Origin of the sequence: Rhodococcus sp. IEGM 1305, assembly GCF_030058635.1 — a bacterium.
Lineage (GTDB): Bacteria > Actinomycetota > Actinomycetes > Mycobacteriales > Mycobacteriaceae > Rhodococcus_F > Rhodococcus_F opacus_D.
Window position 1 is genome coordinate 156,277 of record NZ_JASHKX010000003.1, and the last position, 26,561, is coordinate 182,837.

26 protein-coding genes and 1 pseudogene are annotated in these 26,561 nt (G+C 66.6%); 12 read left to right on the forward strand and 15 right to left on the reverse strand.

All coding sequences use genetic code 11. The features are described from left to right. Positions 1-16 precede the first annotated feature (16 nt). Positions 17-958 (forward strand): ABC transporter substrate-binding protein, encoded by a 942-nt coding sequence (locus QM693_RS07335; protein ID WP_283335047.1) that lies wholly within the window; start codon positions 17-19, stop codon positions 956-958. A gap of 678 nt (positions 959-1,636) precedes the next feature. On the opposite strand, the gene QM693_RS07340 is transcribed toward QM693_RS07335, so the two are convergent. From QM693_RS07340 to QM693_RS07355, 4 genes are all read right to left on the reverse strand, one after another. Beyond that, positions 1,637-2,584, reverse strand: coding sequence for a carbohydrate kinase family protein (locus QM693_RS07340; protein ID WP_283335046.1), 948 nt, complete (start codon positions 2,582-2,584; stop codon positions 1,637-1,639). Further along, entirely contained in the window at positions 2,584-3,987 is a 1,404-nt protein-coding gene (locus QM693_RS07345) for a sugar porter family MFS transporter (protein ID WP_247251708.1), read from the reverse strand. Before QM693_RS07345 ends, QM693_RS07340 begins: the two co-directional genes overlap by 1 nt. Beyond that, the gene (locus tag QM693_RS37595) at positions 3,984-4,217 is read right to left on the reverse strand and encodes a hypothetical protein (protein WP_349307435.1); all 234 of its coding nucleotides are present in this window, start codon (positions 4,215-4,217) and stop codon (positions 3,984-3,986) included. Before QM693_RS37595 ends, QM693_RS07345 begins: the two co-directional genes overlap by 4 nt. An 835-nt stretch (positions 4,218-5,052) precedes the next feature. Next, positions 5,053-5,922 carry a LysR family transcriptional regulator gene (locus QM693_RS07355; protein WP_283335045.1) on the reverse strand — a complete coding sequence of 290 codons (870 nt, stop codon included), beginning with the start codon at positions 5,920-5,922 and terminating at the stop codon, positions 5,053-5,055. A 104-nt stretch (positions 5,923-6,026) separates the two neighbouring features. On the opposite strand from QM693_RS07355, the gene QM693_RS07360 reads away from it, so the two are divergent. The 4 genes and pseudogenes from QM693_RS07360 to QM693_RS07370 all read left to right on the forward strand — a co-directional run bounded on the left by QM693_RS07360 (position 6,027) and on the right by QM693_RS07370 (position 9,194). Next, positions 6,027-7,055 carry an NAD(P)H-dependent flavin oxidoreductase gene (locus QM693_RS07360; RefSeq protein WP_283335044.1) on the forward strand — a complete coding sequence of 343 codons (1,029 nt, stop codon included), beginning with the start codon at positions 6,027-6,029 and terminating at the stop codon, positions 7,053-7,055. Positions 7,056-7,093: 38 nt separating this feature from the next. Next, positions 7,094-7,504: pseudogene (locus QM693_RS37785) on the forward strand (LysR family transcriptional regulator); the annotation flags it as partial. 97 nt (positions 7,505-7,601) lie between these two features. Further along, positions 7,602-7,961, forward strand: a complete 360-nt coding sequence (locus QM693_RS37790) for a LysR substrate-binding domain-containing protein (protein WP_411194593.1) — start codon at positions 7,602-7,604, stop codon at positions 7,959-7,961. Between the two features lie 42 nt (positions 7,962-8,003). Beyond that, the gene (locus QM693_RS07370) at positions 8,004-9,194 is read left to right on the forward strand and encodes a YbfB/YjiJ family MFS transporter (protein ID WP_283335043.1); all 1,191 of its coding nucleotides are present in this window, start codon (positions 8,004-8,006) and stop codon (positions 9,192-9,194) included. A gap of 59 nt (positions 9,195-9,253) precedes the next feature. On the opposite strand, the gene QM693_RS37600 is transcribed toward QM693_RS07370, so the two are convergent. Continuing rightward, positions 9,254-9,400, reverse strand: coding sequence for a helix-turn-helix domain-containing protein (locus QM693_RS37600; RefSeq protein ID WP_283335042.1), 147 nt, complete (start codon positions 9,398-9,400; stop codon positions 9,254-9,256). Between QM693_RS37600 and QM693_RS07375 the strand changes: the two genes are divergently transcribed. After that, positions 9,368-9,538: a hypothetical protein gene (locus QM693_RS07375; protein WP_283335090.1), complete on the forward strand. Its 171-nt coding sequence runs from the start codon at positions 9,368-9,370 to the stop codon at positions 9,536-9,538. The genes QM693_RS37600 and QM693_RS07375 overlap by 33 nt on opposite strands. 664 nt (positions 9,539-10,202) lie before the next feature. Next, a complete protein-coding gene (locus tag QM693_RS07380; RefSeq protein ID WP_283335041.1) occupies positions 10,203-11,453 on the forward strand; it encodes a reverse transcriptase family protein in 1,251 nt (416 codons plus the stop codon). Between the two features lie 12 nt (positions 11,454-11,465). On the opposite strand, the gene QM693_RS07385 is transcribed toward QM693_RS07380, so the two are convergent. After that, entirely contained in the window at positions 11,466-12,212 is a 747-nt protein-coding gene (locus QM693_RS07385; protein ID WP_283335040.1) for an SDR family oxidoreductase, read from the reverse strand. 180 nt (positions 12,213-12,392) lie between these two features. Between QM693_RS07385 and QM693_RS07390 the strand changes: the two genes are divergently transcribed. The 3 genes from QM693_RS07390 (at position 12,393) to QM693_RS07400 (ending at position 14,931) form a co-directional block, all read left to right on the forward strand. After that, a complete protein-coding gene (locus QM693_RS07390; protein ID WP_283335039.1) occupies positions 12,393-13,220 on the forward strand; it encodes an NADPH-dependent oxidoreductase in 828 nt (275 codons plus the stop codon). A 514-nt stretch (positions 13,221-13,734) separates the two neighbouring features. Continuing rightward, positions 13,735-14,067 carry an MFS transporter gene (locus QM693_RS07395; protein WP_283351864.1) on the forward strand — a complete coding sequence of 111 codons (333 nt, stop codon included), beginning with the start codon at positions 13,735-13,737 and terminating at the stop codon, positions 14,065-14,067. A 309-nt stretch (positions 14,068-14,376) separates the two neighbouring features. After that, the gene (locus tag QM693_RS07400) at positions 14,377-14,931 is read left to right on the forward strand and encodes a TIGR03086 family metal-binding protein (RefSeq protein ID WP_283335037.1); all 555 of its coding nucleotides are present in this window, start codon (positions 14,377-14,379) and stop codon (positions 14,929-14,931) included. A gap of 286 nt (positions 14,932-15,217) precedes the next feature. Here QM693_RS07400 and QM693_RS07405 read toward each other — a convergent pair whose 3' ends face one another. Next, positions 15,218-15,862: a dihydrofolate reductase family protein gene (locus QM693_RS07405; RefSeq protein ID WP_283335036.1), complete on the reverse strand. Its 645-nt coding sequence runs from the start codon at positions 15,860-15,862 to the stop codon at positions 15,218-15,220. A 292-nt stretch (positions 15,863-16,154) separates the two neighbouring features. Between QM693_RS07405 and QM693_RS07410 the strand changes: the two genes are divergently transcribed. Beyond that, positions 16,155-16,457: a hypothetical protein gene (locus QM693_RS07410; protein ID WP_283335035.1), complete on the forward strand. Its 303-nt coding sequence runs from the start codon at positions 16,155-16,157 to the stop codon at positions 16,455-16,457. A 130-nt stretch (positions 16,458-16,587) separates the two neighbouring features. On the opposite strand, the gene QM693_RS07420 is transcribed toward QM693_RS07410, so the two are convergent. Further along, entirely contained in the window at positions 16,588-17,673 is a 1,086-nt protein-coding gene (locus tag QM693_RS07420; RefSeq protein ID WP_283335034.1) for an anti-sigma-D factor RsdA, read from the reverse strand. A 641-nt stretch (positions 17,674-18,314) separates the two neighbouring features. Between QM693_RS07420 and QM693_RS07425 the strand changes: the two genes are divergently transcribed. Beyond that, complete coding sequence (locus tag QM693_RS07425) at positions 18,315-20,636, forward strand: ATP-binding protein (RefSeq protein WP_283351865.1); 2,322 nt, start codon at positions 18,315-18,317, stop codon at positions 20,634-20,636. Positions 20,637-21,292: 656 nt separating this feature from the next. Here QM693_RS07425 and QM693_RS07430 read toward each other — a convergent pair. From QM693_RS07430 to QM693_RS07460, 7 genes are all read right to left on the reverse strand, one after another. Next, complete coding sequence (locus QM693_RS07430; protein ID WP_283351866.1) at positions 21,293-21,733, reverse strand: VOC family protein; 441 nt, start codon at positions 21,731-21,733, stop codon at positions 21,293-21,295. A 181-nt stretch (positions 21,734-21,914) separates the two neighbouring features. After that, complete coding sequence (locus QM693_RS07435; protein ID WP_283352169.1) at positions 21,915-22,529, reverse strand: maleylpyruvate isomerase family mycothiol-dependent enzyme; 615 nt, start codon at positions 22,527-22,529, stop codon at positions 21,915-21,917. Between the two features lie 716 nt (positions 22,530-23,245). Continuing rightward, positions 23,246-23,656, reverse strand: a complete 411-nt coding sequence (locus QM693_RS07440; RefSeq protein ID WP_283351867.1) for a DUF3224 domain-containing protein — start codon at positions 23,654-23,656, stop codon at positions 23,246-23,248. Positions 23,657-23,793: 137 nt separating this feature from the next. Further along, the gene (locus QM693_RS07445) at positions 23,794-23,928 is read right to left on the reverse strand and encodes a hypothetical protein (RefSeq protein ID WP_283351868.1); all 135 of its coding nucleotides are present in this window, start codon (positions 23,926-23,928) and stop codon (positions 23,794-23,796) included. 193 nt (positions 23,929-24,121) lie between these two features. Then, positions 24,122-25,084, reverse strand: a complete 963-nt coding sequence (locus QM693_RS07450; RefSeq protein WP_283351869.1) for an NADP-dependent oxidoreductase — start codon at positions 25,082-25,084, stop codon at positions 24,122-24,124. A gap of 309 nt (positions 25,085-25,393) precedes the next feature. Beyond that, positions 25,394-25,900, reverse strand: coding sequence for a cupin domain-containing protein (locus QM693_RS07455; RefSeq protein WP_283351870.1), 507 nt, complete (start codon positions 25,898-25,900; stop codon positions 25,394-25,396). Between the two features lie 238 nt (positions 25,901-26,138). Continuing rightward, complete coding sequence (locus tag QM693_RS07460; protein ID WP_283351871.1) at positions 26,139-26,456, reverse strand: hypothetical protein; 318 nt, start codon at positions 26,454-26,456, stop codon at positions 26,139-26,141. Positions 26,457-26,561: the final 105 nt, after the last annotated feature.

Sequence of the window (26,561 nt, forward strand, 5' to 3'; positions counted from 1 at the left end):
AGAACAGGTAGAGATCATGACAGTGCGCGTCGGATACTTCCCGCACAACAATTCGCTCTTCGTGCTCCGGCACACCGGAATACTCGAACGCCGGCTACCGGACATCGAATGGGTCGACCTTCGTGAACTCCCGTCGAAGCCGTCCGTCGATCCCGTCAATGCCCTTCCGACCCTGCATTCGGACTGGCTGTTCGACGACGGCGGATACGACGTGATCGGCACCGGTTTCACCCCGCCGATCACCGGCCTGGCCCACGGTCGTGACGTCGTCTACATCGGCATCTCCGGTCCCCGCGTCGAGAACGGCCGACTCGTCGTGAAGGCGGACTCGGGCATCGAGTCCGCAGCCGATCTGCGGGGGAAACGGGTCGGGATCGCCCATGGGTCCTGGCAGACCACGCTGCTGCTGTTCGCGCTCGACCGGGTGGGACTGACCTGGTCCGACATCGTGCCCGTCGACACGGACGTGCGCGAAGGCGGAGCCGAACTCGTCGGCGGCGCCATCGATGCCTGGGTCGGCGCCTACCCGGGACTGACGGAGATCGAAGCGGATACCGAGCTGCGCACTCTCGTCGAGACCGAGGGACTGTTCAGCCATCCATCGCTGTGGTTCACGCGCCGAGATTTCGCGGAGAACAACCCGGAACAACTGCGCGCGATCATCGAGGCGCTGCAGGAATCGGACGAACGGATCGAGCGGAATCCCCGCGCTGCCGCGCAGTACTTCGTCGACGACGTGGAGCGGCGAGGTGGCACAGCAAGTCTCGACGCGTGGGAGGCGGCGCTGCGCGGACGGCCGTTCGGCATCAACCCGGTCACCGACGAATTCCTGGATGAACAGCAACGCGCCGCCGACCTGCTGCTGTCGAACGGGTTGCTCGCACGACCGATTCAGGTGCGCGACGCGGTGGTTCCGTGGATCGGCGAGTTCGTCGGCACCGCACGCTCGACCGTCTAGGTAGCTCGCGGCGTCAGGTTCCGGGCGGCGAACTCGCCCGGCACCTCACGTGGCGCGACGCTCAAACCCGTACGAGGCGGCGGATCGACGGGTTGCGCTGACCTGGTTCGACTCGCCGACACTCAACCAGGAGCGGTGGAACAAAGCCTATGCCCTGTGGGTGTCGGGCATCGTGTACCTTCACCTCGGCGCACGGAGTTCGCGCTCGAAGTCGCGAAGTCCTCGCTCAGTATCCAACTCGCCGTCGAAGACAGAATCTGCACCGCACTCGCAATCGAAGTTCTTGCCTGAACCGCAGAGGCCATGGGCGATATCGTTCGCAGTTCTCGGGCGGTGACCCGGTCGTAGAGGGCCTTGCGTTGCGGGTTGGCCGCTGCCCATGAGTCGAATGCGAGTTGCCACTGCGCCCGTGCGACGGCGCCGCGCTCGCACGCGTTGCGGGTGTGGGCGATCACCTCAGATTCGACCTGCAAGGTCAGCTTCGGGGTCGACGCCGAGCTTCGCCTTGACTGCGGCCCCAGGCCGGGAACGTGGGTGCCGAGTTCGCCGCGGATGGTGGCGGGGGTGTGGCTGTGCCGGATAAACAGCCGTTGCACGTCGGGTGATTCCTCTCGTGAATAGGGTTGTGCATCAACGCCGGTGGCCACGCATGGTGTCCTCGGTGCCCGCGACAATCGTTCAGGTGAGGGCCGGGTCGAGCGTATGAAGGGCGTGCACTTCCGCCCGGGAGGGCGCGTACGCGCCGGATCGGCTGACCGTCAACGCACTCGTGTGTATCGCGCGGAGCAGTGCGGGTTGGACATCGGGCCAGTCCACAGCCGCGAGTCGATCCCGTGCTTGGGGTGAGCCGAGCAGGCCCGCGTCGAGTAGTCCGGAGAGTAGTCCGGCCATGAAGGAGTCCCCGGCACCGACGGTGTCGCCCACGGTGACCGGTGTCTGGTCGATGTGGAGCATGTCCCGGTGGTGAGCCAGTCGCGCGTAGGCGCCACAGGATCCGCGGGTGACGACCACCATTGCTGGTCCTGTCTTCACCCACCGCCGCATGATGTTCTCGACCGGCACGCCCGGGTAGAGCCAGTCGAGGTCCTCGTCGCTGGTCTTTACCACGTCGGACAGTGAGACCAGGTGCTCGACGCGGTCGACGACGGTGTCGGGCGAATGCATCAGTGCGGGACGGATGTTCGGGTCGTATGACACGGTACCGAGGAGCCGCATCCGTTCGGCGGCGACGACCACCGTCGAGCCGCCTGGTTCGACGGTGGCGGCGATGCTGCCGGTGTGCAGATGCCCGAACGGTTCCAGGTCCGGTAGTTGCGGGACCGCCCAGTTCAGGTCGAACTCATAGTTTGCGTGTCCGTCCGCGTCGATCCGGGCGAACGCGACCGACGTCTTGTGTGCGGAGTCGGTTCCGGGCGTGATCTGCACGCCGGCGGACTCTGCCCACTGTCTGAGCAGATTTCCCCGGGGGTCTTTGCCCCAGTGGGAGCAGATGCTGGCCGGGTGGCCGAGTGCGCCGAGTCCGACCGCGACGTTGAGCAGGCTGCCGCCGACGTGTTCCTGAGTGGACCCGGGCCTGGTGACGACGTCGATCAGTGCTTCGCCGAGGCTGAGTACGCGGCTGGTCATCAGTGCGCCCGTACCGCGGTCGGCTGGTCCGGGCCGTGGTCGAGTGCGACGCCGAGCTTGGCCTGCATCTCCTCGAGCGGCACACCCTTGGTCTCGGGCATCGCCTTCAGCACCCAGATCAGCTGACCGACCATGGCGAGGAAGAAGATGCTGAACGCGGCGCCGGCACCGAGGGCACCGATGATCGGCGGGAAGGCGAACGAGGTGATCGCGGCGAACACCCAGTGGGTCAGGCTGCCCAGCGACTGCCCCTGACCACGGATCCGATTCGGGAAGATCTCCGAGAGGAATACCCAGATCACCGAGCCCTGGCCGACGGCGTGGGCGGCGATGAATCCCATCAGCCCGATCAGCACCAGTATCGACGACGTAGAGGTGAACTCGCCACCGCGCGCATTTTCGTAGTAGAACATCACGGCGGCAAGGAATCCCAGGGACATCAGGTAGCCGATCGAGCCGACGATCATCAGCTTGCGCCGGCCGAGCCGGTCGATCAGGCTCAGCCCGACCATGGTGGCGACCAAGTTCATCGCGCCCACCCCGACGCTCATCAGGAACGCGGCGTTCGTGCTGGCGCCGGCCTCCTGCATGACCCGTGGCGCGTAGTACAGGACCGCGTTGATGCCCGACAACTGGTTGAAGACGGCGATCGCGACGGCGAGCAGGATCACCTTGCGGTGCCCGCGCGTGAAGAACGGCACCTTCGTCATGTTCGCGGTGGCCGCCAGCGACTCCCGGATCTCACTCATCTGGAAGTCGACGTCGGCTTGGGTGGCGCACAGGCGCTTGCTCGTTGCGGTCGCGTCGTCCCATCGACCGTTGGCGGCCAGCCAGCGTGGCGTTTCGGGAACGGTCGGCAGCATGAGGACGAATACCAGTGCCGGAACGATCATGACGCCGAGCATCCAGCGCCAAGCATTGTCGCCGGGGACCGCCGCGCGGATGACGGCGTTGGATGCATAGGCGATGAGGATGCCGAGCACGATGTTGAATTGCACCAACCCGACCAGGCGTCCTCGGTTGGCCGCGGGGGCGATCTCGGCGGTGTAGATCGGTGCACAGACGCTGGCACCACCCACGCCGATGCCACCGATGAACCGGAACAGCATCAGAATTTCGACGTTCGGGGCCAGGGCAGACCCGAGGGCGCCAAGAACGAAGAGGACGCCGATCACGTAGAGCGCCTTCTTGCGGCCGTACCGGTCTGCCGGCCGGCCGGCGACCAGAGCGCCGAGGATCGTCCCGATGAGTGCGGTGGTGACGGTGAAGCCCAGCTTGGCATCGCTGAGCGCGAACACCTGCTGGATCTGTTCCTCCGCACCGGAGATGACGGCGGTGTCGAATCCGAAGAGCAGCCCGCCGGTCGCGGCGACTATGGCACTGCGAACAACTATGGGTTTCACGAGATGTCTACTTCCTCTTGCGGTTGAAATATCGTGGAAAAGAAGGATTTCCGCGCACAGTGCGATGGGTTGGGCACCCACGCGCGGGGTCGAGTGGCTCGGAGCCAGAAGCGCCCTGCGTCTCGACGGATGTCGTGACCGCTGCGGGCGGCACCCTGCTCCAGCGATTCCGCCGCCAGGTATGTGTGTGCGATGCCCGTAGGGCACGAGGTTGTGGCTACGAACTTCATGTCACGCGCCTTTCCTAGCGGTTCGCTGTCGTAGCCGAGGCGGCGACCGATCGAGGCGGCCCTGCCTGATCCTCCGTCGCTGTATCGATGAGCCTGCGGACAGTTATAGCTGTGACGTGGCTCTCATGTCAACATATACGGGCCTAAACACATACATTCGGACACCAATAAGCAGATCAAAACAACACGCCGAAGTGGCTTGGCGGCCTGCAGTGCGATCACCTCCACGCCGGGGCGAGCCAGAGTTCCGGGCGCGCGCTGCCTGGAGGGGCGGAGTCTGCGGGGGCGCGACTGTCTCCACGAAAGCGTCAGGCGTGCGCGTGAAACTGTTGGCCCGGAACGGGATGCGGCCGGCGGGGCGGCCACCACCCCACAGCCTCAGCCCGCACAACTCGTTGGTGTTGGCGAAGGCACTCTCAGCGCATCCCGATGCAGATCTCGCCGGTCGTGACGCCGTCTTCGAGCACCTCGAGGGAACGGCCCCGGGTTTCGGCACCTTCGTCCACACACAAGCGCCGCCACGCCGACGACGAACGTGAACAACGACCCGGCGATGCCGATTTCCTTGACGAGCGACGGAAGCCGGACTGACGGTGCCTCTCGCGTCTGTCGTGCGGCGCGCTCTGATTCCCGCCCACTCGGGCAGGATGAGACAGTGGGCGATCGAACCGCAGCAGACCTCGAACGTGAACTCGCCATGCTCGTCTACGTACGCGGATGCAGGAGTCGCTCGCGTGGCCCGCAATGGTTTACGAAAGGAGCTCGATGTCCTGCGATCCCGCAATGCAGAACTGGAGCGGGGAGTCGCCCGGCTTCGCCTGCTCACCGGCGACGGTCAGTCGTGTTGACCGACGGCGGCACTGCCGGGTGGCGGAGAGTGCCGGATCGCGGCGTCCCGCAGTGCCCGCAGCAGCGGTGTCACCCGGTTGCGGCGGTACACGAACCTCACGACCGCGGGCGGCGCACCGACCAGCGGGATGAACTGGACGTTCCGATGGGTTACCCGCCTGCGGGCAACTTCGGGAACCGTGCCGACACCCCGATCGGCGGCGATCAACTCGAGCCAGTCGTCGAAGTTCGAGCACGTCACCACCGGGCCGTCGTGGTTCGGCCACAGATCTTCGGATGTGGTGCCGCTGAGGGTATTGATGACCAGGGGAAGCGTTCCGAACTCGGCCCAGTCGATCGATTCTCGGGTCGCGAGCGGCGACGCCGTCGAGACCGCCGCAATCCGCTGCTCCTCGAACAGCGGATGCTGCACGAACTCGTCGCCGGGAACATCCCGGCGGACGACGGCGGCGTCCACGGTGGCGTTGTTCAGTGCGGCGATGGGGTCGTCGTAGCGACGCGGAACGACGGTGGCGCGGGAATTCTTCTCGACGTCGTCGATCACCTGCTGCGCCCACGGATCGGGCAGGAGCCAACTGAAGCCGAGGACGAGGGATCGGTTGGTGTACAGCGCAACCGCGGAATCGAGATCGCCGAGGATGACGCGCACCTTCTCGACGAACCCGGCACCGTCCTCGGTGAGGGCAAGTGCCCGCGAGGTCCGGTCGAACAATCGCACGCCGAGCGAGGTCTCGAGTTGCTGCACCGTCCGGGTGAGCGCCGGCTGGGTGATGTGGAGTGCGTTCGCCGCCGCGGTGAACGAGCCTGCCTCGGCGATCGCAACGGCCGCCCGCAGATGCCGCAGTTCGATGGACATAACTCCCAAGCATAGATCCGGCCGAAGAGGCATTTCCGCTCCGCAATGCGGCGGTGCACGATGAGAACGGAAAGACCACGTACACATCGACCGAAAGGATCCTGGTGTTCGATCTCGAGGACGGCCTCCGAATTCCCATCGTCGGGGCGCCCATGGCAGGAGGACCGAGCACGCCCGAGCTCGTTGCCGCGGTCTCGTCCGCCGGTGGCCTCGGTTTCCTTGCGGCCGGGTACAAGACCGTCGACGCGGTTCGGCGTGAGGTCGACGCGGTCCGCGCGCTGACGAGCGCACCGTTCGGACTCAATATTTTCGTCCCCGGTCGCCCCCTGGCCGACCGTGCCGCGGTGGAGGCCTACCGGTCGTTGCTGCAGCCGCTCGCGGAGCGCAGGCAGGTGTCGCTGCCGGCGGTCGTCGACTTCGACGACGACGCCTTCGACGCCAAGGTCGACCTCGCGGTCGAGCGTGCCGTTCCCGTGGTGTCGTTCACCTTCGGCCTTCCGCCGCGCGACGTCGTCGATCGGTTACACGACGCCGGCAGCGCCGTGGTGGCCACGGTGTCCGATGTCGACGAGGCGCGCTCTGCCGCTCGGGTGGGCGTCGACGCGATAGGTCTGCAAGGAGTGGACGCGGGCGGGCACCGAGCGACGCTCGACCCCGACGCCGAGCCGGACCCACGTTCGACGAGGGACTTGGTCGAGGCGGCCCGCTCAGCGATCGACCTTCCGATCATCGCGGCGGGTGGGATAGCCACCGGATCCGACGTCGCGATGGCACTCGCGGCCGGTGCCACCGCCGTCCAGATCGGTACCGCTCTCCTCGACGCCGACGAGGCAGGGACCAAACCCGCGCACCGCGCCGCGTTGCACGACGCCCGCTTCACCGACACCGTCGTCACTCGCGCGTTCTCCGGTCGTCCCGCGCGTGGCCTGGTCAATGATTTCATCACCGACTTCGATGCTCACGCGGTGGCGGCATATCCGCAGGTACACCTGCTGACCAGTGGGTTGCGTGCCGCAGCAGGCGCAGCCGGTGACCCGCACGGCCTCGCCCTGTGGGCCGGTGTCGGCTATCGCAGTGCCCGTTCGGCCCCCGCAGGGGAGATCGTTCGGGACCTGTGGAGTGAAGCACGGTAATTCCCGTGGATATCGGCGATCTGAACTTCTTCCTGGCCGTGGCCCGCGCAGGCGGAATCTCCCGGGCATCGAAGGAGCTTCTGACGGTTCAGTCGAACATCAGCTCACGGATCCGCGCGCTCGAAGACGAACTGGGAGTGGAACTGTTCCGCCGCGATGCCCGTGGCGTGACCCTGACGAACTCCGGCGAACGTCTCCTGCCCTATGCCGAGCAGATCACTCAGCTCGTGCGGGAAGTGAGGCAGGTCGTCAGCGACGATCGAGATCCGGGCGGACGATTGGCGATCGGCTCCATGGAGACCACCGCGGGATCGCGGCTGCCCGGTGTGCTGGCAGCGTTCGGCGAAGAGTGTCCCCGAGTCGACTTCACCCTGGCGACCGACACCACGGACGCGCTGACCACCCAGGTGATCGAGCATCGACTCGACGGTGCGTTCGTCTGCGGGCCGGTGCGGCACCCGGACCTGGTGTCCGAGCAGGTCTTCATCGAGCAACTCGTGCTGGTGAGCGGCGTTCGCGTGGCCGATCTGGACTCCGTCATGACCGATGGCCGGCGGCACAGGGTTTCTCGTCTTCCGGGCCGGCTGCGCCTACCGGGCCCGCCGGGAGCGGCTCTTCGAGCAGCACGGAGTGCCGAGCCCGGATGTCCTCGAGTTCGGAACTCTCGAGGGCATCCTCGGGTGTGCGGCTGCGGGGATGGGCGTGACCCTGCTGCCGCTGGGCGTGGTGACCACGTCGCCGTTGGCGGCGGCCTTGAAGGTGCATCACCTCGCGCCGGCCGACTCGCGCGCAGAAACCCTGTTCATCCGCCGCACGGACTCCACCATGACCCCTGCCATGTCGCGATTCCTGTTCCATACTCACGAGTCCAGCCGCCCGGCCTCCCTGAAATCCGTGGCTCGTTAGCGGGGGCCTGTGCGCCAACCGAATGTTGTTGAAAGAGAATGCATGAACGCAATAGACAGCGCCGGCGAGCTGACCGCATACCGCACGCCGACATCGCCGTGGGTCACGGTCGGTCAGGTCGGGGCCGCATTGGCGGCCAGCATGGGCATCGGACGGTTCGTCTACACACCTGTGCTCCCACTGATGGAGGCCCAGGCAGGATTGACACCGTCGGCGGGCGCCGCTCTGGCGACGGCGAACTATCTCGGATACCTCGTCGGGGCACTGGCCGGAATCGTCCTACCCGCCTTGGTGCGCTCGGCGGCAGCCATGCGTGTCTCGCTGCTGATCCTGACCGCCACGCTGGCGCTCATGCCGGTGACATCGAACGAAACCGCCTGGGCCGCACTGCGCTGTGTTGCGGGTGCTACCAGTGCGATGGTCTTTGTCATCGCTGTCAGCGCCATGCACTCCACTCTGAGTGGGCAGGCGGCACACCTGTCGGGTTGGGCGTTCGGCGGAATCGGAGCAGGTATTGCCCTCTCCGGGCTCGTCGTCCTTCTCTTGCGATCGATGAGCACGTGGGGATCCGTGTGGTGGGCGGCCGCACTGCTGACCCTGATCTGCACCCTCGCGGCGTGGACTCTCACACCGGAACGCGCTCCGACGGCGCCGGCGGCCGAGCGCAGACGGTCGCGCACGCAGGGGCACCGCCGGTTCAGTGCGCTCTTCATCAGCTATTCCCTCGAGGGTGTCGGATACATCATCGCCGGCACCTTTCTCGTCGCAGCGATCGACCACACTGCAGGCAGCTTCGCCGGCAGTGGCGCCTGGGTGATCGTCGGGCTGGCGGCGCTACCGTCCGCTCCACTCTGGGCGTCTCTCGGCCGACGATGGTCTCGCCCGATCCTGCTGGTGATCGCCCTCGTCGTTCAGGCCGCCGGCATCGCGTTGCCCGCGGTGGCAGACGGCCTCTGGCCCGCCCTGATCTCCGCATTTCTGTTCGGGGGAACATTCCTCGGCATCAGTCAGATGTCGCTGACGATCGGCGCTCACCTCCAGTTCCCACGCGCGGTCGCGATCCTGACAACCGGATACAGCCTTGGTCAGATCGCGGGCCCGCTCATCGTCGCGCCACTGCTTTCCGATGGCTACCACCTGGCATTGCTCGTCGCTTCGGGCATCGTCCTGGCGGCAGCACTCGCCGCCGCGTTACTGACCACCCGGTTTCGTCAGCGAGCGACGGTCGAATGAGCAGGGCGTCGAAAGCAGTTGTGCGAGGCGGGGACGCGGCCCGCATGCGTCCACTCACATCAGGTCTGTCGAAACGAGTCGGAGCCACAGCCATAGCCGCGTGGTCGGATTGTCGAAGTCGATCTGGAATTCTTCGGCGAGGCGCGGGTGATTCGGTACCGAATGGTATTGCCGTGGACATGCATTCGGTCCGCCGCTTTGGACACGTTCGCGTTGGAATCGAAGTACGCACGCAGGGTGATCAGAAAGTCGGTGTGATGGGTGGCGTCGTACGCCCGGATCGCATCGATGACGTCGAACTTGTCGAGATGCTTCTCGGCGATGTACTTACCGATCTCCAGTAGGTTGAGTTCGGTCCAATAGTCCTCGAAGACAGCCGCTGCCGGGGTGTCCGCTCCTGCAGGGTCAGAGTCATCTCGCGCCGTAGGTCGTCGATCGGCTGGCCCGGCACCGTGGAGTATCCGAGGATGCGGCCCGAAGGATCGACGATGCTGGCGGCTCCGTTGGCTATCGAGGCTACGGCGTTGGCGAAGGCGAACAGATCGCCGAGACGCACGCCCGATACCGAATCGACCGCAGCACCCGCGACCGCTGTGCGTGCCATCGCGATCAGTCGTGTTTAATCCGCGTCGTCGCCGACGACGAGCACGGGAACGTCGTGACGACTGGACGCGGCCCGCAGGCCCTCGATCGGTGTTCCTCGTGCTTTGACGATCACGGCGGCGGTCTCGCTGACTGGGTCGATTGCGTACTCCGCCCAGCGGAGTCGCTCGATTCGACCTCGCGACCGATAGGGCCCCGCACGGCAGAGATCATGTGGCATTCTCACGAGGTGCGACGGTGCAGAGGTGAGAGTGGTGTGGCCGGTTCGCCGGCCTCGACCACGTCAGGGGTAACCCCTGGCTCGACAGTGTTCATCGGAGACACCGTTCGACGCGCGACCGTATGCTCCGCGTGCTTCGGCGCGCCGCAGACGACAGATATCGGTCACCTCGCACCGTCGCACACGTGACAACCGGCCGGGCCCTGCGGCCTGAAATTGCCCGTCGCCTCGCGGAAGTGGCGACCGCCGGAGCGTGGACCAGGGCCGGCCTGATGCTCCGCTTCGAGGAAGCCGGTGCACCGGATGCCGGACGAATCGCGTCACGGCTCCACGACCTGATGCCCACGCCGCCGGTCGACGGCGTCGACAGCGTCTATCGGCTGCTGTCGGATCTCCCGCAGATCGAGCAACCGGACACGGTCGTCGAGGTGTCCGGCAGTGACTGGAAGTTCGACGTCCCACGGTGGTCGCGCACGACGGGGGTCGCCGAGGCGGTCGGTCTCACCCCTGCCGAACTCGACTGGTTCGCAGACCCCGGCGGATGGTTGCGCACGAAAGCGACTCCGCTGCAGCACTACCGCTATCGGATCCGATCGGACCACCGGCTGCTCGAGGCACCCAAGGAACGCCTTCGAGAGGTGCAGCGCCGGATTCTGCGTTCGGTCCTCGACCGCGTCCCACCCCACGCCGCGGCGCACGGATTCGTCCGAGGTCGCAGCGTCCACACCTTCGCCGCTCCCCATGCCGGGCACGACGTCGTGGTGCGCATCGACCTCCGTGCCTTCTTTCCCTCCGTCTCCCAGACGCGGGTGAGGGCGGTCTTCGATGCCCTCGGCTACCCGACCCCGGTGTCACGCGTGCTCGCCGGACTCTGCACCACGGCCACCCCGCCGGGTGTCCTCGCGCAGCTTCCCTTCGATGCGGCCAGTCGACTCCGGGGTGCGCACCTGCCGCAGGGCGCACCGACCTCGCCGGCGCTCGCCAATCTCGTCGCCTACCGACTCGACCGCAGACTGACCGGCCTCGCAAGAACCCATCGGGCCTGCTACACGAGATATGCCGACGACCTTGCGTTCTCCGGCACGGAACTGGCGGTGGACCGACTTATCCACGCCGTCGGCCGGATCGTTGCGGACGAAGGCTTCTCGGTGCACCCGGCCAAGACCCGGATCATGCGGGCGCACCGACGCCAGCACCTGGCCGGTCTGGTGGTCAACACCCGTCCGCAGGCGGCGCGAGCCGACTACGACGACCTGAGAGCGCTGCTCTTCAATTGCGCTCGCTACGGACCCGATTCGCAGAATCGTGACGGCAGACCGCATTTCCGTGAATACGTCTACGGACGCATCGCCTGGGTCGGGGAATCCAACGCGAGCAGGAAACGGTCGCTGCACGCACTGGCCGCCCGGGTCGACTGGGCAGACCCGCGTCGCTGATCGGCCGCGCGGTCAGCCGCGGCCGATGTACGGCATGCCGGTGGCCATGATGGTCATCGTCGGCACGGTGACGTCCAAGGGGAGTTCGACCAGTCGGGTCACTGCGTCCGCGACGTACCGCGGGTCGAAGGTGGGTTCCGCTCGCATTGATCCGTCCGGTTGGCGGGCGGAGTGACCGATGCCTTCGGTCATGGCGGTTGCGGCGTTCCCGATGTCGATCTGGGTGCAGCAGATGTCGTGGTCGCGTCCGTCGAGCGCGATCGACTTGGTCAACCCCGACACCCCGTGTTTGGTTGCCGTGTAGGCGACGCTCGCGGGTCGTGGTGTGTGGGCGGACAGTGAGCCGTTGTTGATGATGCGTCCGCCGCGCGGTGTCTGGGCTTTCATCATCCGCACGGCCTCCCGGGAGCAGAGGAAGACCCCGGTCAGATTTGTGGCGACCGTCCGGTCCCAGTCCGCCGGTTCGATCTCGTCCACCGCGCCGGAGGGGCCGAAGGTGCCCGCATTGTTGACGAGTACGTCGAGGCGGCCGAATCGTTCGGCCACGGCGGCGAAGAGGCTGTGCACCGACTGCGGCGACGAGACGTCGGCCGGCACCACGACGGCGTCTTCGTGACCGTGCGCTGTCTCGTCCAGCTTTTCCCGCGCCCGCCCTGTCAGCACCACGTGATGCCCGGCGTCGAGCAGTCCGGTCGCGATCGACCGACCGATTCCCGAGCCGGCACCCGTCACCACGATCACCCGTTCCGTCACGTCCACTCCCTTGCATTACTAGTCCCGAACAGCTGTCGGAGGCCCCCGAATTGTCGCCGATCGGCGGCGTCGCTGCGGCTGTTCACGCGTCCCGTTCGCGGGTGTCGACGAGAACGCGGGGAGATCTCAGGAATCATGGTGCGCCTAATACTGGAGTGGGGGACGGTGGTCGGCTTTCCTGTCCGGGTGACTATCGCAGACATCGCACCCCGCACGGCGCTGCAGCAGCGCTACTGGGACCCCGCCCTCACCGAACCCGCGCAGTGGAATCCGGTTCTGGAAGCCCTGCACTCGCACCGGTCGGTCCGCCGCTACGTGCCCGATCCGCTGACCGACGAGACACTCGACGTGCTCGTGTCGGCTGCGCAGTCGGCCGCCACGTCGTCGAACCTCCAGGCGTGGAGTGTCGTCGCGGTCCGCAACGCTGACAGCAAGGCTCGTCTGGCCGCACTGGCGGGCGACCAGGCCCACATCATCGAGGCCCCCGTCCTGCTGGTCTGGCTCGCCGACTTCGCCCGTGTCCGCCAGCTCGCCGGCGACCGCGGCGCGCCGATCGAGGGCGCCGACTATCTCGAGAGCAGCTATATCGGGTTCATCGATGCCGCCCTGGCGGCGCAGAACGCCGTGACCGCGGCGGAGTCGCTCGGGCTGGGAACGGTGTTCATCGGGGCGCTGCGCAACAAGCCCGAGGAAGTCGCGGCGGAACTCGGCCTGCCGCCCCACGTGTTCGCGGTGTTCGGGCTCGTCGTCGGGCAGCCACATCCGGACGCCGACGCCCAGATCAAGCCGCGCCTGCCCCGAGCTGCGGTATTGCACCACGAGAAGTACGACCTGCCTGCCCAGCGCAACCACGTCGACGCCTACGAGGGGCGGATCGCTGCCTTCTACTCGGCGCAGCAGCTCGAACATTCCTGGATCGACAGGGTTCTGGACCGACTCGCGTCCGCGACACGGTTGAACGGGCGGGATCGGCTGAAGGAATCGCTCATCCGTCTCGGATTCCCCCTTCGCTAGAGGTGTGACGCGGCCACCGGTGCACGGTGGCCGTTCGAAGTCCGAAACCCGGTGAGTGGCTCTGCGGGACCACCCACCGGGTCTTCTGCGCGGAGGCCCTTCGTGAGCGCTTCCACTGGAACTGACTTCATGGAGCGGATTGTAGGGGACGCCGTGGACAGTGCCCGGTTCGGTGACGTCGAACTGACCTATCAGCTGCGCGAGGGCGGTCAGCGCGTCGTGCTCGTACCCGCCAGTGCCTTCGTCTCGTGGTACGACCCACGCTCGTCGCGCTCCAGCTGGCGCTGGAGACGCCCGAGCGAGTCGGCTCGGTGGCACTGCTCGAACCCGCTGTCCGTGGGATCAATTCAAAGCTGGGTTCCGACGATCGTCGGCTTGCTGGGAGCACCGTCACGCGTCGTTATCGCCTCGACCGTCTTGACCACGATCGGCGGGATTCTGGCAGCAATCATCATCGGTCCCGCGATGGACAAGACCAACCCGTTCCGCACTCTCGGCATTGTTTATCTCGGCGGTGCGGCCCTTCGTCGCGGCATTGGGGTGGGTGATCGGTGGCGGCAGCACCTGGGCGCTTCTCGGAACTGCATTCCTGCCGGGCACGTGTGTGACGGGCGGGCAGATGAGCGTCATCGCCCTGGCGACTGTGCTGTATCCACCCGGCATGCGGTCCACCGTAGTCGGCTGGGCCCTCGGGATCGGGCGCCTCGGTGGAATCGCAGGCCCGTTGATCGTCGGGTCTGCCCTCGGCGCCGGCTTCCTCCCACGCGACGTCTTCTTCGCGCTGGCGGTGGTTCTGGTCGTGGCGAGTATCAGCGTCCTGATGCTCGAACGACGCTCTCGCGCCTGACGACGTGCGTGAGCGGGAGCCAGAGAATTTCGATCGACAGCGGGAAGCCACCGGCGCTTCCCGTTCCGCTCAACGGACGAGTCTGGATTAGTGATCCGGGCGCTGCAGGACGGGCGCGCCTGTCGACAGATTCAGTATGTCGTGGGGGCCGTGGCCGGGAACGCTCGGCGATCTGCGCCCACGACATGCCCGCGGCGAGAGACTCGGTCACCGCCCTGGTGAGGAGAATCGCCGTACGCCGTTCCCGAGAAGGGCATCCGCCACGACGTACCTGTCCGGAGCCAGTCCACGACCGCTACCGTGCGAGAGGTGGAACTCATTCTCGCTGCCTCGGCCGAATTCGAGCGCGTGGTGCGCCAACTGCCGGTGGACTCATGGGACCTGCCCACGCCGTCACAGATTTCGGTGCGCGACCTGGTCGAGCACGTCGTGGTGGGAAACCGCTTCACTGCGCTCCTGCTTGCCGGCGTCGGTCGTGAGCAGGCCCGGAACATGCTCTCGGATGACCAGCTCGGAGTCGACCCGGTTGCCGCGGTGGCCGAATCGTCACGACACCAGGCCGAGGCCTTCGCCGCCGCACCACCGGAACAGCCGGTTCCCGGCCCGAACGGCGACGTCCCCGCCGAGGCGTTCCTGCGCTTCCGGCTCGTCGACCTGGTGGTCCACGCGTGGGACCTCCTCCGCGCGGCGGGTCTCGATGAAACTCTTGATCCGCCTGTGGTCGCCGGGCTGTCGCGCGTGGTGGAACCATATCTGGAGGACATGCTCGCCTTCGGTGCGTATGGCGAGGGCCCGAGTGGCACATTGCCTCCCGACGCTTCGCAGCAGGCCCGACTCCTCGACTGGTTCGGACGGCGGCCCTAGCGCAACGCCAAGCGATCGAGGGCCTCCCGCCGAGGATCCGCTTGCGGAACCGCCCGTCCCTCGGCGCGCTGTCGGCTACTCCAACGCGTCCCCGTCCTCATCGTCGATCCACTCCGGGACCGCTGAGGGTCAGACCTGCAACTTCGGTGAGGTTTTCGCCAACTATCCAGCGATCCTCGAACACCTTGCTCGTCAACGGCTCCTGCCGTGCTCCTTGTGTTCGACTCCGTGCCGCTCCACCTCGATCCCTTAGTAGGTGGATCCCCGACTGGCCGAAGAACCGGGTTCAGTCATGGCCGTTCTTGTTCCAGAGCTGATGGGTGAGACCGCTGGGTGAGGTGACGGTCTCGACGGTGAAGCGGTCTTCGATGCCGTTCAATCCCTCCCAGAGGGATACGCCTCGCCCGAGGGTGATGGGCACGATCACCAGGTGCATGAAGTCGATCAGGTCGGCTTGCAGAAACTGCCGCACGGTCGAGGGTCCTCCGCCGATACGGACGTCCTGGCCGTTCGCTGCTTCCTGGGCCCTGCGCAGCACCTCACGGGGTGGCGCGTCGACGAAGTGGAAGCTGGTTCCGTTGGCAAAGTCGATGCTCGGGTGTGGGTAGTGGCTCATGACGAACACTGGTGTGTGAAATGGCGGTTCGTCGCCCCACCAGCCCCGCCACCCGTCGTCGGGCCAATCGCCGCTGTGGGGCCCGAACTTGCGGCGCCCCATGATCTCCGCGCCGATGCCCTGGCCCCACAGGCTGGTCACGGCGCGGTCCAGAGTGATCGGGGCGTCTACCCGGTCGACCCCGTGGATGACGCGTCCGTCGAACCAGTCGAATAGCCGTTGCGCACCGCCGATCGGGGCGTCGAACGTCACGTGCTCGCCGGCGGCGTAGCCGTCGAGGGAGATGTTCATGTTGTGGATGCGGGTGCGGGGCATGGGCGCCTCCTCCAATGATCGGATGGACCGGGATACAAATAGACAGACCGGAAGAGATGGCTGGACTCATCGCGAACGTCGAAAATCGTGTTCCGTCGGCCGATCCGCTTCCGAATGGTGCAGTGCCGCCAAAGGCAGTAGTCCAGTCTGGCATTCCTGCACTCATGGATGACACCACTACGCACCAAACAGTCGCAGCCTAGTTCGACATCGACGTCGATATCGACAGCGCTGATCGGGGCGATCGCCGCTGTTCGCGCAGTAGACTGACGGCCCCGACAAGGAGGACTCGATGCTGGTCTTCGGCGAGCCGTACGAGGCGAGTAACGGCACGGTGATCATTACTGTGTCGCGGACAGCTTGGGGCCGACGAGGTGAGCGTCCGGTCGGTATATACACAGTCGGTGCGGAGGGTGCTACGTGGACGCCTGCCGTCGATGCGAGCTTGCACGCGTTGATCGGGGTCTGCACGGGTTTCGCGGCGGCCGTCATCGGCACGATCGCGGTGTTGCGGCGACCGCCATGGCCGGAAATGACCGAGCGGGTGATGACCGCGCTTGCTCAGGCGCGGATCGCCGAAAGCCGACATAAGTAGGAAATCGATCCGCCGCCGGTAGGGGAACAGCCGTTGTCCCCGACCCTGGGCGGTGGGGTACACGAACAGCTGGTACTCGTCGCCCAGGCCTCAGACGATCAGGATGTGGGTCAGCGTGATGCTGCCCGTCTCAGCTGGTCGGGGCGGGCGGCGGGAGCGGCGCAAAGGAAGGCTCCTGCGGCAGCTGCTGGATGGGCGGTTGCGTGGTCGGGTCGTCTGACGGCGGAGGTGGGGGTGGCTGTGTGGTCGGGATGTCGGACGGCGGGGGCGGGGGCGGTTGCGTGGTCGGGTTGTCCGACGGAACAGGCAGGGGCGGCTGCGGAGGCGGGACCATCGTGATGGTGGGGTCAGGGCTGGTGGACGGCAATGTCTCGGGCGGGACCGTGAGCGTCGTCGTGGGTAGCGGCGGCAGTGACGTGGGCGGCAGTCCCGGAAGCTGCAAATCCGGCGGCAGGGTTCCCGGCAACGGCTCGATTCCCGGTGCCGTCGTGGAACCGGGTGTGGCCGGCAGTTCGATGGTCTGCGTCGGCGTGTCGGTGGTGGTGGTACCGGGCGTCGTCGTCGCAGGCGGCGTGGTGGGAGCGATCTTCTCGAGTTCCGCGGCGAGCTTCGCCCGCCACACGTCGAGTTCGTTGCGCATGTCGGCGTCGCGTACCCCGCCGGAACGGTCGGCGGCGCCCTCGAGCAGGTTCTTCGCCGCCTCCGCGTCGCCCGCGGCGATCAGCCGCTCGGCCTCCTGCAGCTGCGACGCGGTGTCGATCTGCGCGACGGTCGAATCGGCCTGCTGGCTGAACACGACCGACTTGACGCTCCACAGCGGATCGCCGGGTGCGGCGTTGTACGAGAAGATGGTGGCGCCACCCATGACGACCGCGATCGCGGCGGCAGCGCCTGCGATGGGTCGCAACAAGCGGAGCTTGCTGCGGGCAGCGCTGCGTGCGGAACGGGCGTCCGAGGCGTCGATCGCCGCGATCACGTCGTCCAGCAGCGGCCCGGTCGGCATCGGCGTCGCCACGATGTCGGCGCGCCAATTGGTCAGCAGAAGCGCGAGCTCGTACTGCTCCGGCGAATCCGTTGCGACGGGACCGCCGCCGGCGATCGCGTCGATCAAAGCGTCGTCACGGCGCACTGCCGCGACGTCCACCGGTGCGTCGTCTCCTGGGAGATCGGCATCGGGATTGCCGTTGCGCTTGATGCCCCTAGCCAAACCTCTCACCTGCCCTCATCACCCGCGCCGGCTCGTGTCGAGCCGCGCGGACAGCTCCCGTGGTACTACCCACGGCCGGGGCCGACCCACAGCCGGGGCCGTTTTCTCGGCTGACGTACCGACCACGAGGCGGTGGATCAAGCAGTTCGTTCATCTGCCTGCTCGCCTTTCGAGTCCAGCGCCCGCTGTTCGGGTCCGTCATCGTTGACTACGACATCTAGTACGTCGGTAACGGGCTCCGACTTGTTACCGCATGGCAGGGAAGAGCGACACAAAATCGGAACCATGCGCGTCGGTTGTGGGTTTCCCGGTGTTCTCCGCACGCCGTCGGTTGCCGCAGGACCACACCCCTCCTCTGTGGGCCGACCCCGGCGCACTCGGGCGGTCCTGAGGCCCTGGGCCGGGGTCGACGTTTCTGCAAGGACATCGTCTTCGGGGTGGACGATCCTCCTAGGTGGATTATCCCACCGGTGGCCGGTACTCGGCGAGGCCCAGCTCTCGGTGGCGAGGATCCCCTGGGGCGCTCAGCACGGTGATCACCCGTGCAGAGCCACGAGAGGGTAGCGACAGGGTGGTCGCGGACCGGATCGCGTCGTGGCGGCGAAGGTACCGTGGTCGGCAAGGGGATGTGAGATGAAAGTGACGGTTTCATGCCTTCCGGCGGCACGGCGAACGTGGGGAACCTTCCCTACGAATTGACGAGTTTCGTCGGCCGCCGTCATGAGATCGCCGAGGTCCGCCGTCTACTCTCCGTGTCGCGGCTCGTGACGTTGACCGGTGTGGGGGGTGTGGGAAAGACCAGGCTCGCGCTGCGGGTCGCCGCCGATTCGTCTCGTGCGTTTGACGACGGTGTGTGGTCGGTCGGGTTGGGGGAACTGTACGACCCGGGCGCGGTCGTCGACGGGGTGCTGTCGGCGTTGAACCTGCGCGAGGGGCCCGGCGCCCCGGAAACGCAGCTCGTCGAGTATCTGACGCCGCGGAAGCTGTTGCTCGTGCTGGACAACTGCGAGCACCTCGTCGGCCCGGTCGCAAACCTCGCGGAAACCCTTTTGCGCAGTTGTCCGGACGTGCGGATTCTCGCGACCAGCCGGGAGCCGTTCGGAATCGGGGGAGAGGCCGTGCTGCGGGTGCCGCCACTGACGCTGCCGGAGGCGAGGCAGCGGTCGGTGGCCGGCGGGGGGCTCGGCCATTACGAGGCGATGACCCTGTTCACCGAACGCGCGGCGACGGCGGTGCCGGGCTTCGAGATCACCGAGAGCAACGAGGGCGTGGTCGCGGCGATCTGCCGGCGTCTGGACGGTCTGCCGCTGGCGATCGAGTTGGCGGCGGTGCGGCTGCGGGTGATGTCGGTCGAGCAGATCCTGCACCGGTTGACCGACCGCTTCACCTTGCTGACGACGGGTAGCCGCGGGGCGCCGTCCCGCCAGCAGACTCTCCTGGGGAGTATCGACTGGAGCTACGACTTGTGCACCCGGGTGGAGCGGGAGATGTGGGGACGGCTGACGGTGTTTGCCGGCGGCTTCGAGCTCGACGCGGCGGAAGGGATCTGTTCCGGCGGTATGACGCCGGAACAGGTTGTCGACGTGGTGGCGTCGCTGATCGACAAATCGATCCTGCTCCGGGAGGAGACGGGAGGTGCGGCGCGGTACCGGATGCTCGAGACGCTGCGTGACTACGGGGTGGAACGGTTGCAGGAGACCGGCGAATTCGCATCATTGCTACGGCGGCACCGGGACTGGTACGCACACCTGGTGCTGCGGGCGGAGTCCGATTGGATCAGTTCGCGGCAGCTGTCCTGGACCCTGCGCCTCGACGCTGAGCAGTCCAACATCGTTGCGGGTCTGCAGTTCTGCCTGACCGGCCCGCACGAGGCGAACGCGGGGATTCGGATGGCGGGCGCGATGTACCCGTACTGGCGGGTGCGGGGCAAGCTGCGCGAGGGGATGCGGTGGCTGGCGCAGCTTCTCGCGGTGCGCGGCGACGAACCCGGGCTCGAACAGATCACGGCGTTGTACGTGCTCAGTGTGCTGTCCGGGCTGCACGGCGACGCGGACGCGTCGGCAATCTATGTTCAGCGCGGCAGTGCCCTGGCGGCGCAGCTCGGCGATCGCACCGCCGCGGCACTGATGGACGATGCCGCCGGCCAGCACGCACTGATCACCCTGGATGCCCGGGCAGCGTGTGAGCACTTCGAATCCTCGCTCGCAGTATTCCGAGACGACGGCAACGTGCTGTACATGATCTGGTCCCTGTCCGGGCTCGCGGCGGCCAGTGACGCGGCCGAAGACTGGGCGCGGAGCGAGGAGTGTCAGCGGGAGATGCTTGCGCTGACCGAATCGCGCGGCGAGTTCATGTACCGGGGCTGGGCGCTGTGGGGTGCCGGGATGGGGGCGTGGCGGCGCGGCGAGTATTCCGGGGCGAAAGAGCTTGTCATGCAGGGGCTGCAGCTCGCCCGGTCGGTGGATGACCGCACCGGCGGCGCGGGGTGCATCGAGGTCCTGTCGTGGATCGCGGTGGATGAGGGTGCTCCTCGGCGGGCGGCGACGCTGATGGGTGCCGCTGAGGGCCTCGCGCGGGCCGGCTGCAGCCCCAGCATCCTCTACCCGAGGCTGCTCGTCCACCACGACCGGTACGAGGAGAAGGCCCGTGGGGCGATCGGTGACCGTGCGTTCGAGGCGGAGTTCGGGCGCGGTCTCGGGATGCGGTTCGAGGAGGCCGCCGGGTACGCCCTCGACGAGAGAGGTACGACCGCCGCGGCGGTCGGACCGGGGTCGACGACTCTCACGCGGCGGGAGCGGCAGGTCGCCGAGCTCGTCGCCGAGGGACTGACCAACAGGGCGATCGCCGACAAACTCGTCATTTCCCAGCGCACCGCTCAGGGCCACGTCGAGCACATTCTGTCCAAACTGGGGTTCACCTCCCGGACTCAGATCGCGGCCTGGGTCATCGAGCGCAGGCAGGGCGAGCCCTGATCGTTCACGCCACCCTGTCCACGGAACAGATTCCGGCACAGGTCGTTCGGCCTCGCATGGAGGGCGGAGTCCGGTTGAGCGTCCGATCGTCCCGCCGCCGGGGTCTGGTACTGGACTGACCGGGTTACGCGGCGGGTACACCTGGCCGGTGGCCGACTTCGTCCACGCCATCCGCACGACCGCAGCCGGCGAGCCGATGCTGTCGCCATCGGTCACCCGTCGTCTTGTGGAGTTGGCCGGAGCCCGCGATGACAACTCCGCGCACGCCGCCGCCCGCGCCCGGCTCGCCGCTCTCACCGGACGTGAGCTGGAGGTCGCGCCGGTGAGAAGCTACACGCGACCAACCAGGTCCAAGTTGCGCTTCTGGTCCAGCAGGCCGACACCCCGAACTGGGAGGAGACTATGTGACGAACAGCGTCCACCTTCAGGAGTCCGAGGTGCCGCTGCCTCCCACACGACGGCCTGTCACTGAACCGGACGCTGACGATCGCCGGTCTGCTCGATCTCGTCCACGCCACGCTCCTGGTGGTAGCGCGCTGCGTGCCCGGTAGCCGATCGGCGTACGGGACGCCTACAGACGGGCATTCTGTAGCGTTGTCGCGCTACCGCCGCGTCCATGGCCACGGATTGGCACACATGGGTAGCGCTCACGCGCGTCAGCCGATCTGCTCGAACAGGGACACGATGATCCCTTCGGGCCCACGCACGTAGGCCATCCGCACGCTGTTCTCGTACTCGCCGATGCCGCCGATGAGCCCGTACCCGTCCGCAGCCACCGCGTCGACGGCCGCCTGGAGGTCGCCGACCTCGAAGGACACGTTGCGCAGCCCGAGCTCGTTTGCCATCGCCGTGGGCGATCCGGGCACGTAGTCGGGCGTGACGAAGGCCGCGAGCTCCAGCCGGGACCCTCCGTCGGGCGGCCGCAGCATCGCGATCTCACAGTGCGCGCCGGGGATACCGCAGACGGTCTCCACGAACTCGCCCTCCACGGATCCGGTGCCCTCTACCTCGAGGCCCAGTCCGACGAAGAACGCCGTCACCGAGTCGAGGTCCGCGACGGTGATGCCGATGTGGTCGAAACGTTGTACGTGTGCCATGAGATCCATCGTCCAGTTGTTGTCTTGTGTTGTCTTGCCGATTCGACGCGGGGACGGAGCCGGGGCTTGGATCTCGACAGTGAGTCCCCAATGGCCCATCCGCTTGCGGAACCGCCTGTCCGCCCGGCGGGCTCGGCCCACTGTCTCGCTGGTGTTCAATTCTGGGACGCCACGGGCGTGATCACTCGAGCGCGGATACTCCGGGTCCGTCGAGGTCACCCAGCGCCGACTTGCGCCCCGATATTGCCATGAGCAGTGACAGTGCCGGGCCGCAGACTTCCGGGCCCCCACCGATCGACACGTCTGCATCGGTGGCCCGCAACTGCACCGGGGCAATGAGCTGCTTCGCACCGCCCAGGGATACCGGGGTGCGCGCCTGATACTGCAACGACCTGACGACCGCCTCCGATGGATATATACGGTTGATGCCCAGCGGCCGTCGGATGTCTTCGCCATGGACGACCTCTTCGACCAGCCTGCTGTCGAGCGGTGCCGGCGGCGTCGACGTACGTGTTGCGACCTGCTGAAGCCGGGCGAGCGTTTGGCGGGGTGTGGCGCCGCGTTCGCGTTCGACGCCTTGGGCGTTTTGGCGATCGAAGTTGAAGCGCGCCCGGGCCATGTTGCGCACGATGCCGAGGCGGGTGGTCTTCGCGTTGTTGATCAAGTGTGCGGCGACGTCGTGCACGGTCCAGTCACCACAGAGTGAGGGGTGGTCCCACTGGTCGTCGGTGAGGTCGGTGAGGTCATCGATCAGCGCCGCACGCTCCGCATGGACGATCGGCCAGACATCATTCATGAAGCCAGTGTGACAAACTCTGCCCGTCACCGACTGGATTGGGCCCCGCCTTCCCGACCCAACGTCGTGGACGATTCATGCCCGTCGTGCCGCGACCTGATCGTCGTCAAATACCGACGTGCTGACCTACACCCCGCCTTTCCCCTGGATAGCCAGATCGGGGTCCACCTGTCCTGGACCCGCTCACGAATCTGGATCCGCATAAGTCCTGATGAGCGATGGTGATCGGTCGTGATCTGGCAGTGCAGCACTCTCGACACACTCCTGATCGAGTGTCCCGGAATGGCCCGAATGGGGGATTCTTAGTTACGGGTGGGGTCCATCCGATGTAGAAACCGGGAGTTGAACGCCCGCTGCGCTAGAGGACTCCGCCCTCTGAGCACGACCACCACGCCGAACCAGGAGCCGGTAGCCATCGACAACAACCCGAAAGCTATGAACAACAATCCCGCCCACCGCGCTACACCCGATCCGAACAACCAGATCGCACCCGCCACAAGCGCGATCCGTACCACCGTTGCCGGCACGCATGCCCCCTACCCCGCCCAGCGTCACCGTCGGTCACCCATAGTGCCATCGGCACCCTCTGGATCTGCACGTCGGTGTCTGCTGACGGATAGGGGTTCCGCCGACGGATCCCCTTGCGGAAATCGCTCGGCGGCTCAACGCGCAGATGACTCGTACCGGCCACGGGGCCCACGTGGCCGCCACCGTGACTATTCAGGATGGTTCTCGAAGCTGTAGACGAGAGTCAGGACACCTTGGCGGGCCTCGGTGGCGTGCCCGGACAGTCCGGTCAGCTCCGCAGTACCCGAGTGCGGGATCACGGTGCCGAACGTTCTCTGGTCTTCGCCGTCGGCCAGACCGCCATGTTGAATTACGAACGTCCCGCGCCGGCCGTCCAGAGTCGCTTGGATGCGTTCCGAGGCAACGTAACCGGCGCCTTCGGGCCCCTGCGTCGTAAGAACGTCCGCGACCCCGGTACCTTCCAGGGCGCCTCGGTAGGTCTTGCGGATCACGACCCTGGTCAATTTCGGGCCTACGTCTGGTTCGTCATAGGGAACCTCATCCCAGCTGTCGATGTCGAACTCGGCGTCGACTGTTCGTTGCATAGTGGTGTCAGCCATGAGGACAAAGAATGCCAGACCGGACTGACAACGTGGGACGGCAGTGCAGCTCCACAAGCGGATCCGCTCTCGGGACAGGCACCCGATTGCCGCCACCTCGGTTCTGATGCTGGCGCCGGTGGCTGCGTTCCGCAGGTCTAGTTCGGGGCAGCGATCAATTGGTGATGGGCGAGTTCGCGATAGAGCTCGCTGGTGGTGAGCAGGCCGTTGTAGATACCGATCGCGTGGACCCGCCCGTGGTCGAGGACGATGATCTGGTCGGCGTTCTTCACCGTCGCGAGCCGGTGCGCAACGAGGACGGCGGTCTGATCGACATCCGAATTCCACCGCGGCGGCGGCCACCATCAACTTCATCGCCTCGGCCGTGCCGAACAGGTCGGGCACGAAGACGCTGTCGGAAAAGCAGAAAGTGGTGCGCTCAGTGCATTGCGGGCAGCAGCCGGCGCCCGTCCGGAAGCACGCCGGTCAGGAAGCAACCGTGGTCGCGTCGAGGACCAGCTTCCCTCGGACGTGTCCTGCCCGGCCCTCTTCGTGGGCAGCTTGCGCCTCGGCGAGGGGATACACCGAGCTGACCGTGGGCCGCACTCTGCCGTCATCGATGAGCCGGGAGATCTTGGTCAGCGTGTCGGCGTTCGGTTCGACGCTGAAGTGTCGGGTTCGTATACCGCGTCGCTCGGCTTCGGCCTTGACCTCGTCCGGGACCTCTGCTGGCAGGGCGACGAGAACCCCGTCTCGCTTCAGCACGTCGAGGGACCGCTGTTGGACTTCGCCGCCGACCGTGTCGATCACGGCATGCACCGGAGCCACCGACGTCTCGAACCGCTGCTCGCGGTAGTCGATGAACTCATCAGCGCCGAGCGAGTTCACGTACTCCCGGTTGGAGCCGGACGCGGTTGCGACCACGTGCGCTCCCACGGCCTTCGCAAATTGCACGGCCAGATGGCCGACACCGCCCGAGGCGGCATGGATCAACACGCGCTGCCCTCGTTGTAGACCGGCCTCGTCGAAGAGGGCCCGCCACGCCGTCAATCCGGTCATCGGCACCGCCGCCGCTTGTGTGTGGTCCAGGATGGGCGGCTTGGCGACGACCTGGCTGGCGGGGACGGCCGTGTACTCGGCGTAGGCGTTGCCGGGTTCGGGCAGCCGAACCATTCCGTAGACGCTGTCGCCCTGCTCGAACCCGCTGACGCTGTTACCGACCACTTCCACTACCCCCGAGATGTCCCATCCCGGAATCCACGGCAGCGGAACATCGGGAAAGTGTTCGAACCCGCCTTCGCCCAGCAACCAGTCCAACACATTGACCCCCGCAGCATGCACCCGCACCACGAGTTCGTCCCCGGCAGGCTCCGGACGGGGGGCTTCCTCGTAGACCAGGTTCTCCGGTCCGCCATAGGCGTGGAGCCGTACCGCTTTCATTTCTTCCATGTTCCTCTACCTCTCCGGCCTCTGTCACGCCGGTGACGACAGAAGAGATGTCAGGAATTTCAGACAGAAATGCGGTGGCCAAACCGTGAGACGAACCAGAACCACTTCCCACCCGCAGGCGCGCGGTGGCCCTTCCTTGCGAACGACGAGAACGCCTCGTCCACAAACGAATCCACTGTTCGCCGAAGCTGGGCGCCTTCCGGCGGCTGTGGCGGTCCTACTCCGAAGCTGTCTTCGGCTCATCGACTGGCCGAGCTGAGCAGCCCCGACCTGTGAACGACCCCGCATGCGTCGAGGCTCGAGCGGGGCTCACGGCGGTGTCAGGGCGTATCGGGCGATCACGTCGGGCAACCAGTCGGGTTCGCCGAATTGCAGACCGTAGCGCTCGGCAACTGCGGCGATCTGGGTGACGTCCGGTCCGCCGGCGGCGATCAGTTCGGACACTTCCAGGAAGCAATGTTCGAAGCCGGCCGGACTGATGATCTCGATCATGCGCGCGGGGACGGTGCCGGCGTTCCACATGGCGTGCATCTCACCCCGGGGCTTTGTGATGTATCCGCCGGGTTCGAGAACGGCCTCCCGGTCGCCGGAGCGGAATCCGATCACACCCTGCGTAACTATCGAGAATTCGTCCTCCCGCGTATGCAGATGCGGCGGCACCAGCGCACCGACCGGGAACGGGTGCTCGACGACCGACAACGCCCCACCGGTGTCACGGCCCCAAAGCTTGAATTCGACCCCAATCGGGCCCAGGTCACCGGTCTGCCCGGTCCCCGGCGGCACGACGACCAGCGGTGGGGGATCGGTTGCGCTCATGCGTCTCACCTACTCACCGACGTTGACAGATCGGGTCACACGTTCTCTGCTCAATGTACTCGAACAGCCGGTCGGTGATGATCTGCATCTGGTCGGTGCGCTCGCCCGGGGGAACGAGTTCGCGGCAGGCAGTCATGAAGGATGTGGCCATTTGGGCGTGGCCGAGCCGGATCCCGCGCAGGACTCTGTCGAGGGAGACGCCGCGCCGGACGAACTCACGCACCCCGGCAAGCGCTTCCTAGGTGACGGCCGGGAGAGAGTCGGCGAGTCCGCTGATCCACAGCAGGGAACGGATAGCCGACGATTCGGTGCCCATCCGCAGGGTGTCGAATTGTTCGGTGCCGCCGCCGAGTTCGGGGATCTCCCCGATGATGCGGGTGGCCATGGACCCGCCGACTTCGCCGGCCCATTCCACCGGGCCGGGACCGATCCGATCGACCGCGTCGGCGACGGTGGCCGCGGTGCTGGCGGATTCGGGAACGGCCGCGGCCGGACGTAGATTCCGCAGCCACACACTGGCCGCCGTGCCGGGGGTGGATGTGGTCGCATCAGGCATGGCGGTGTCCGGTCGCGGTGTGCTCGTGGTGGGGCGTCAACGTCTGGCCTTATCGTCCGTGCCGACGGTTCGGTGCGTGATGAGTGCAGGGGCTCTCAGGGATTC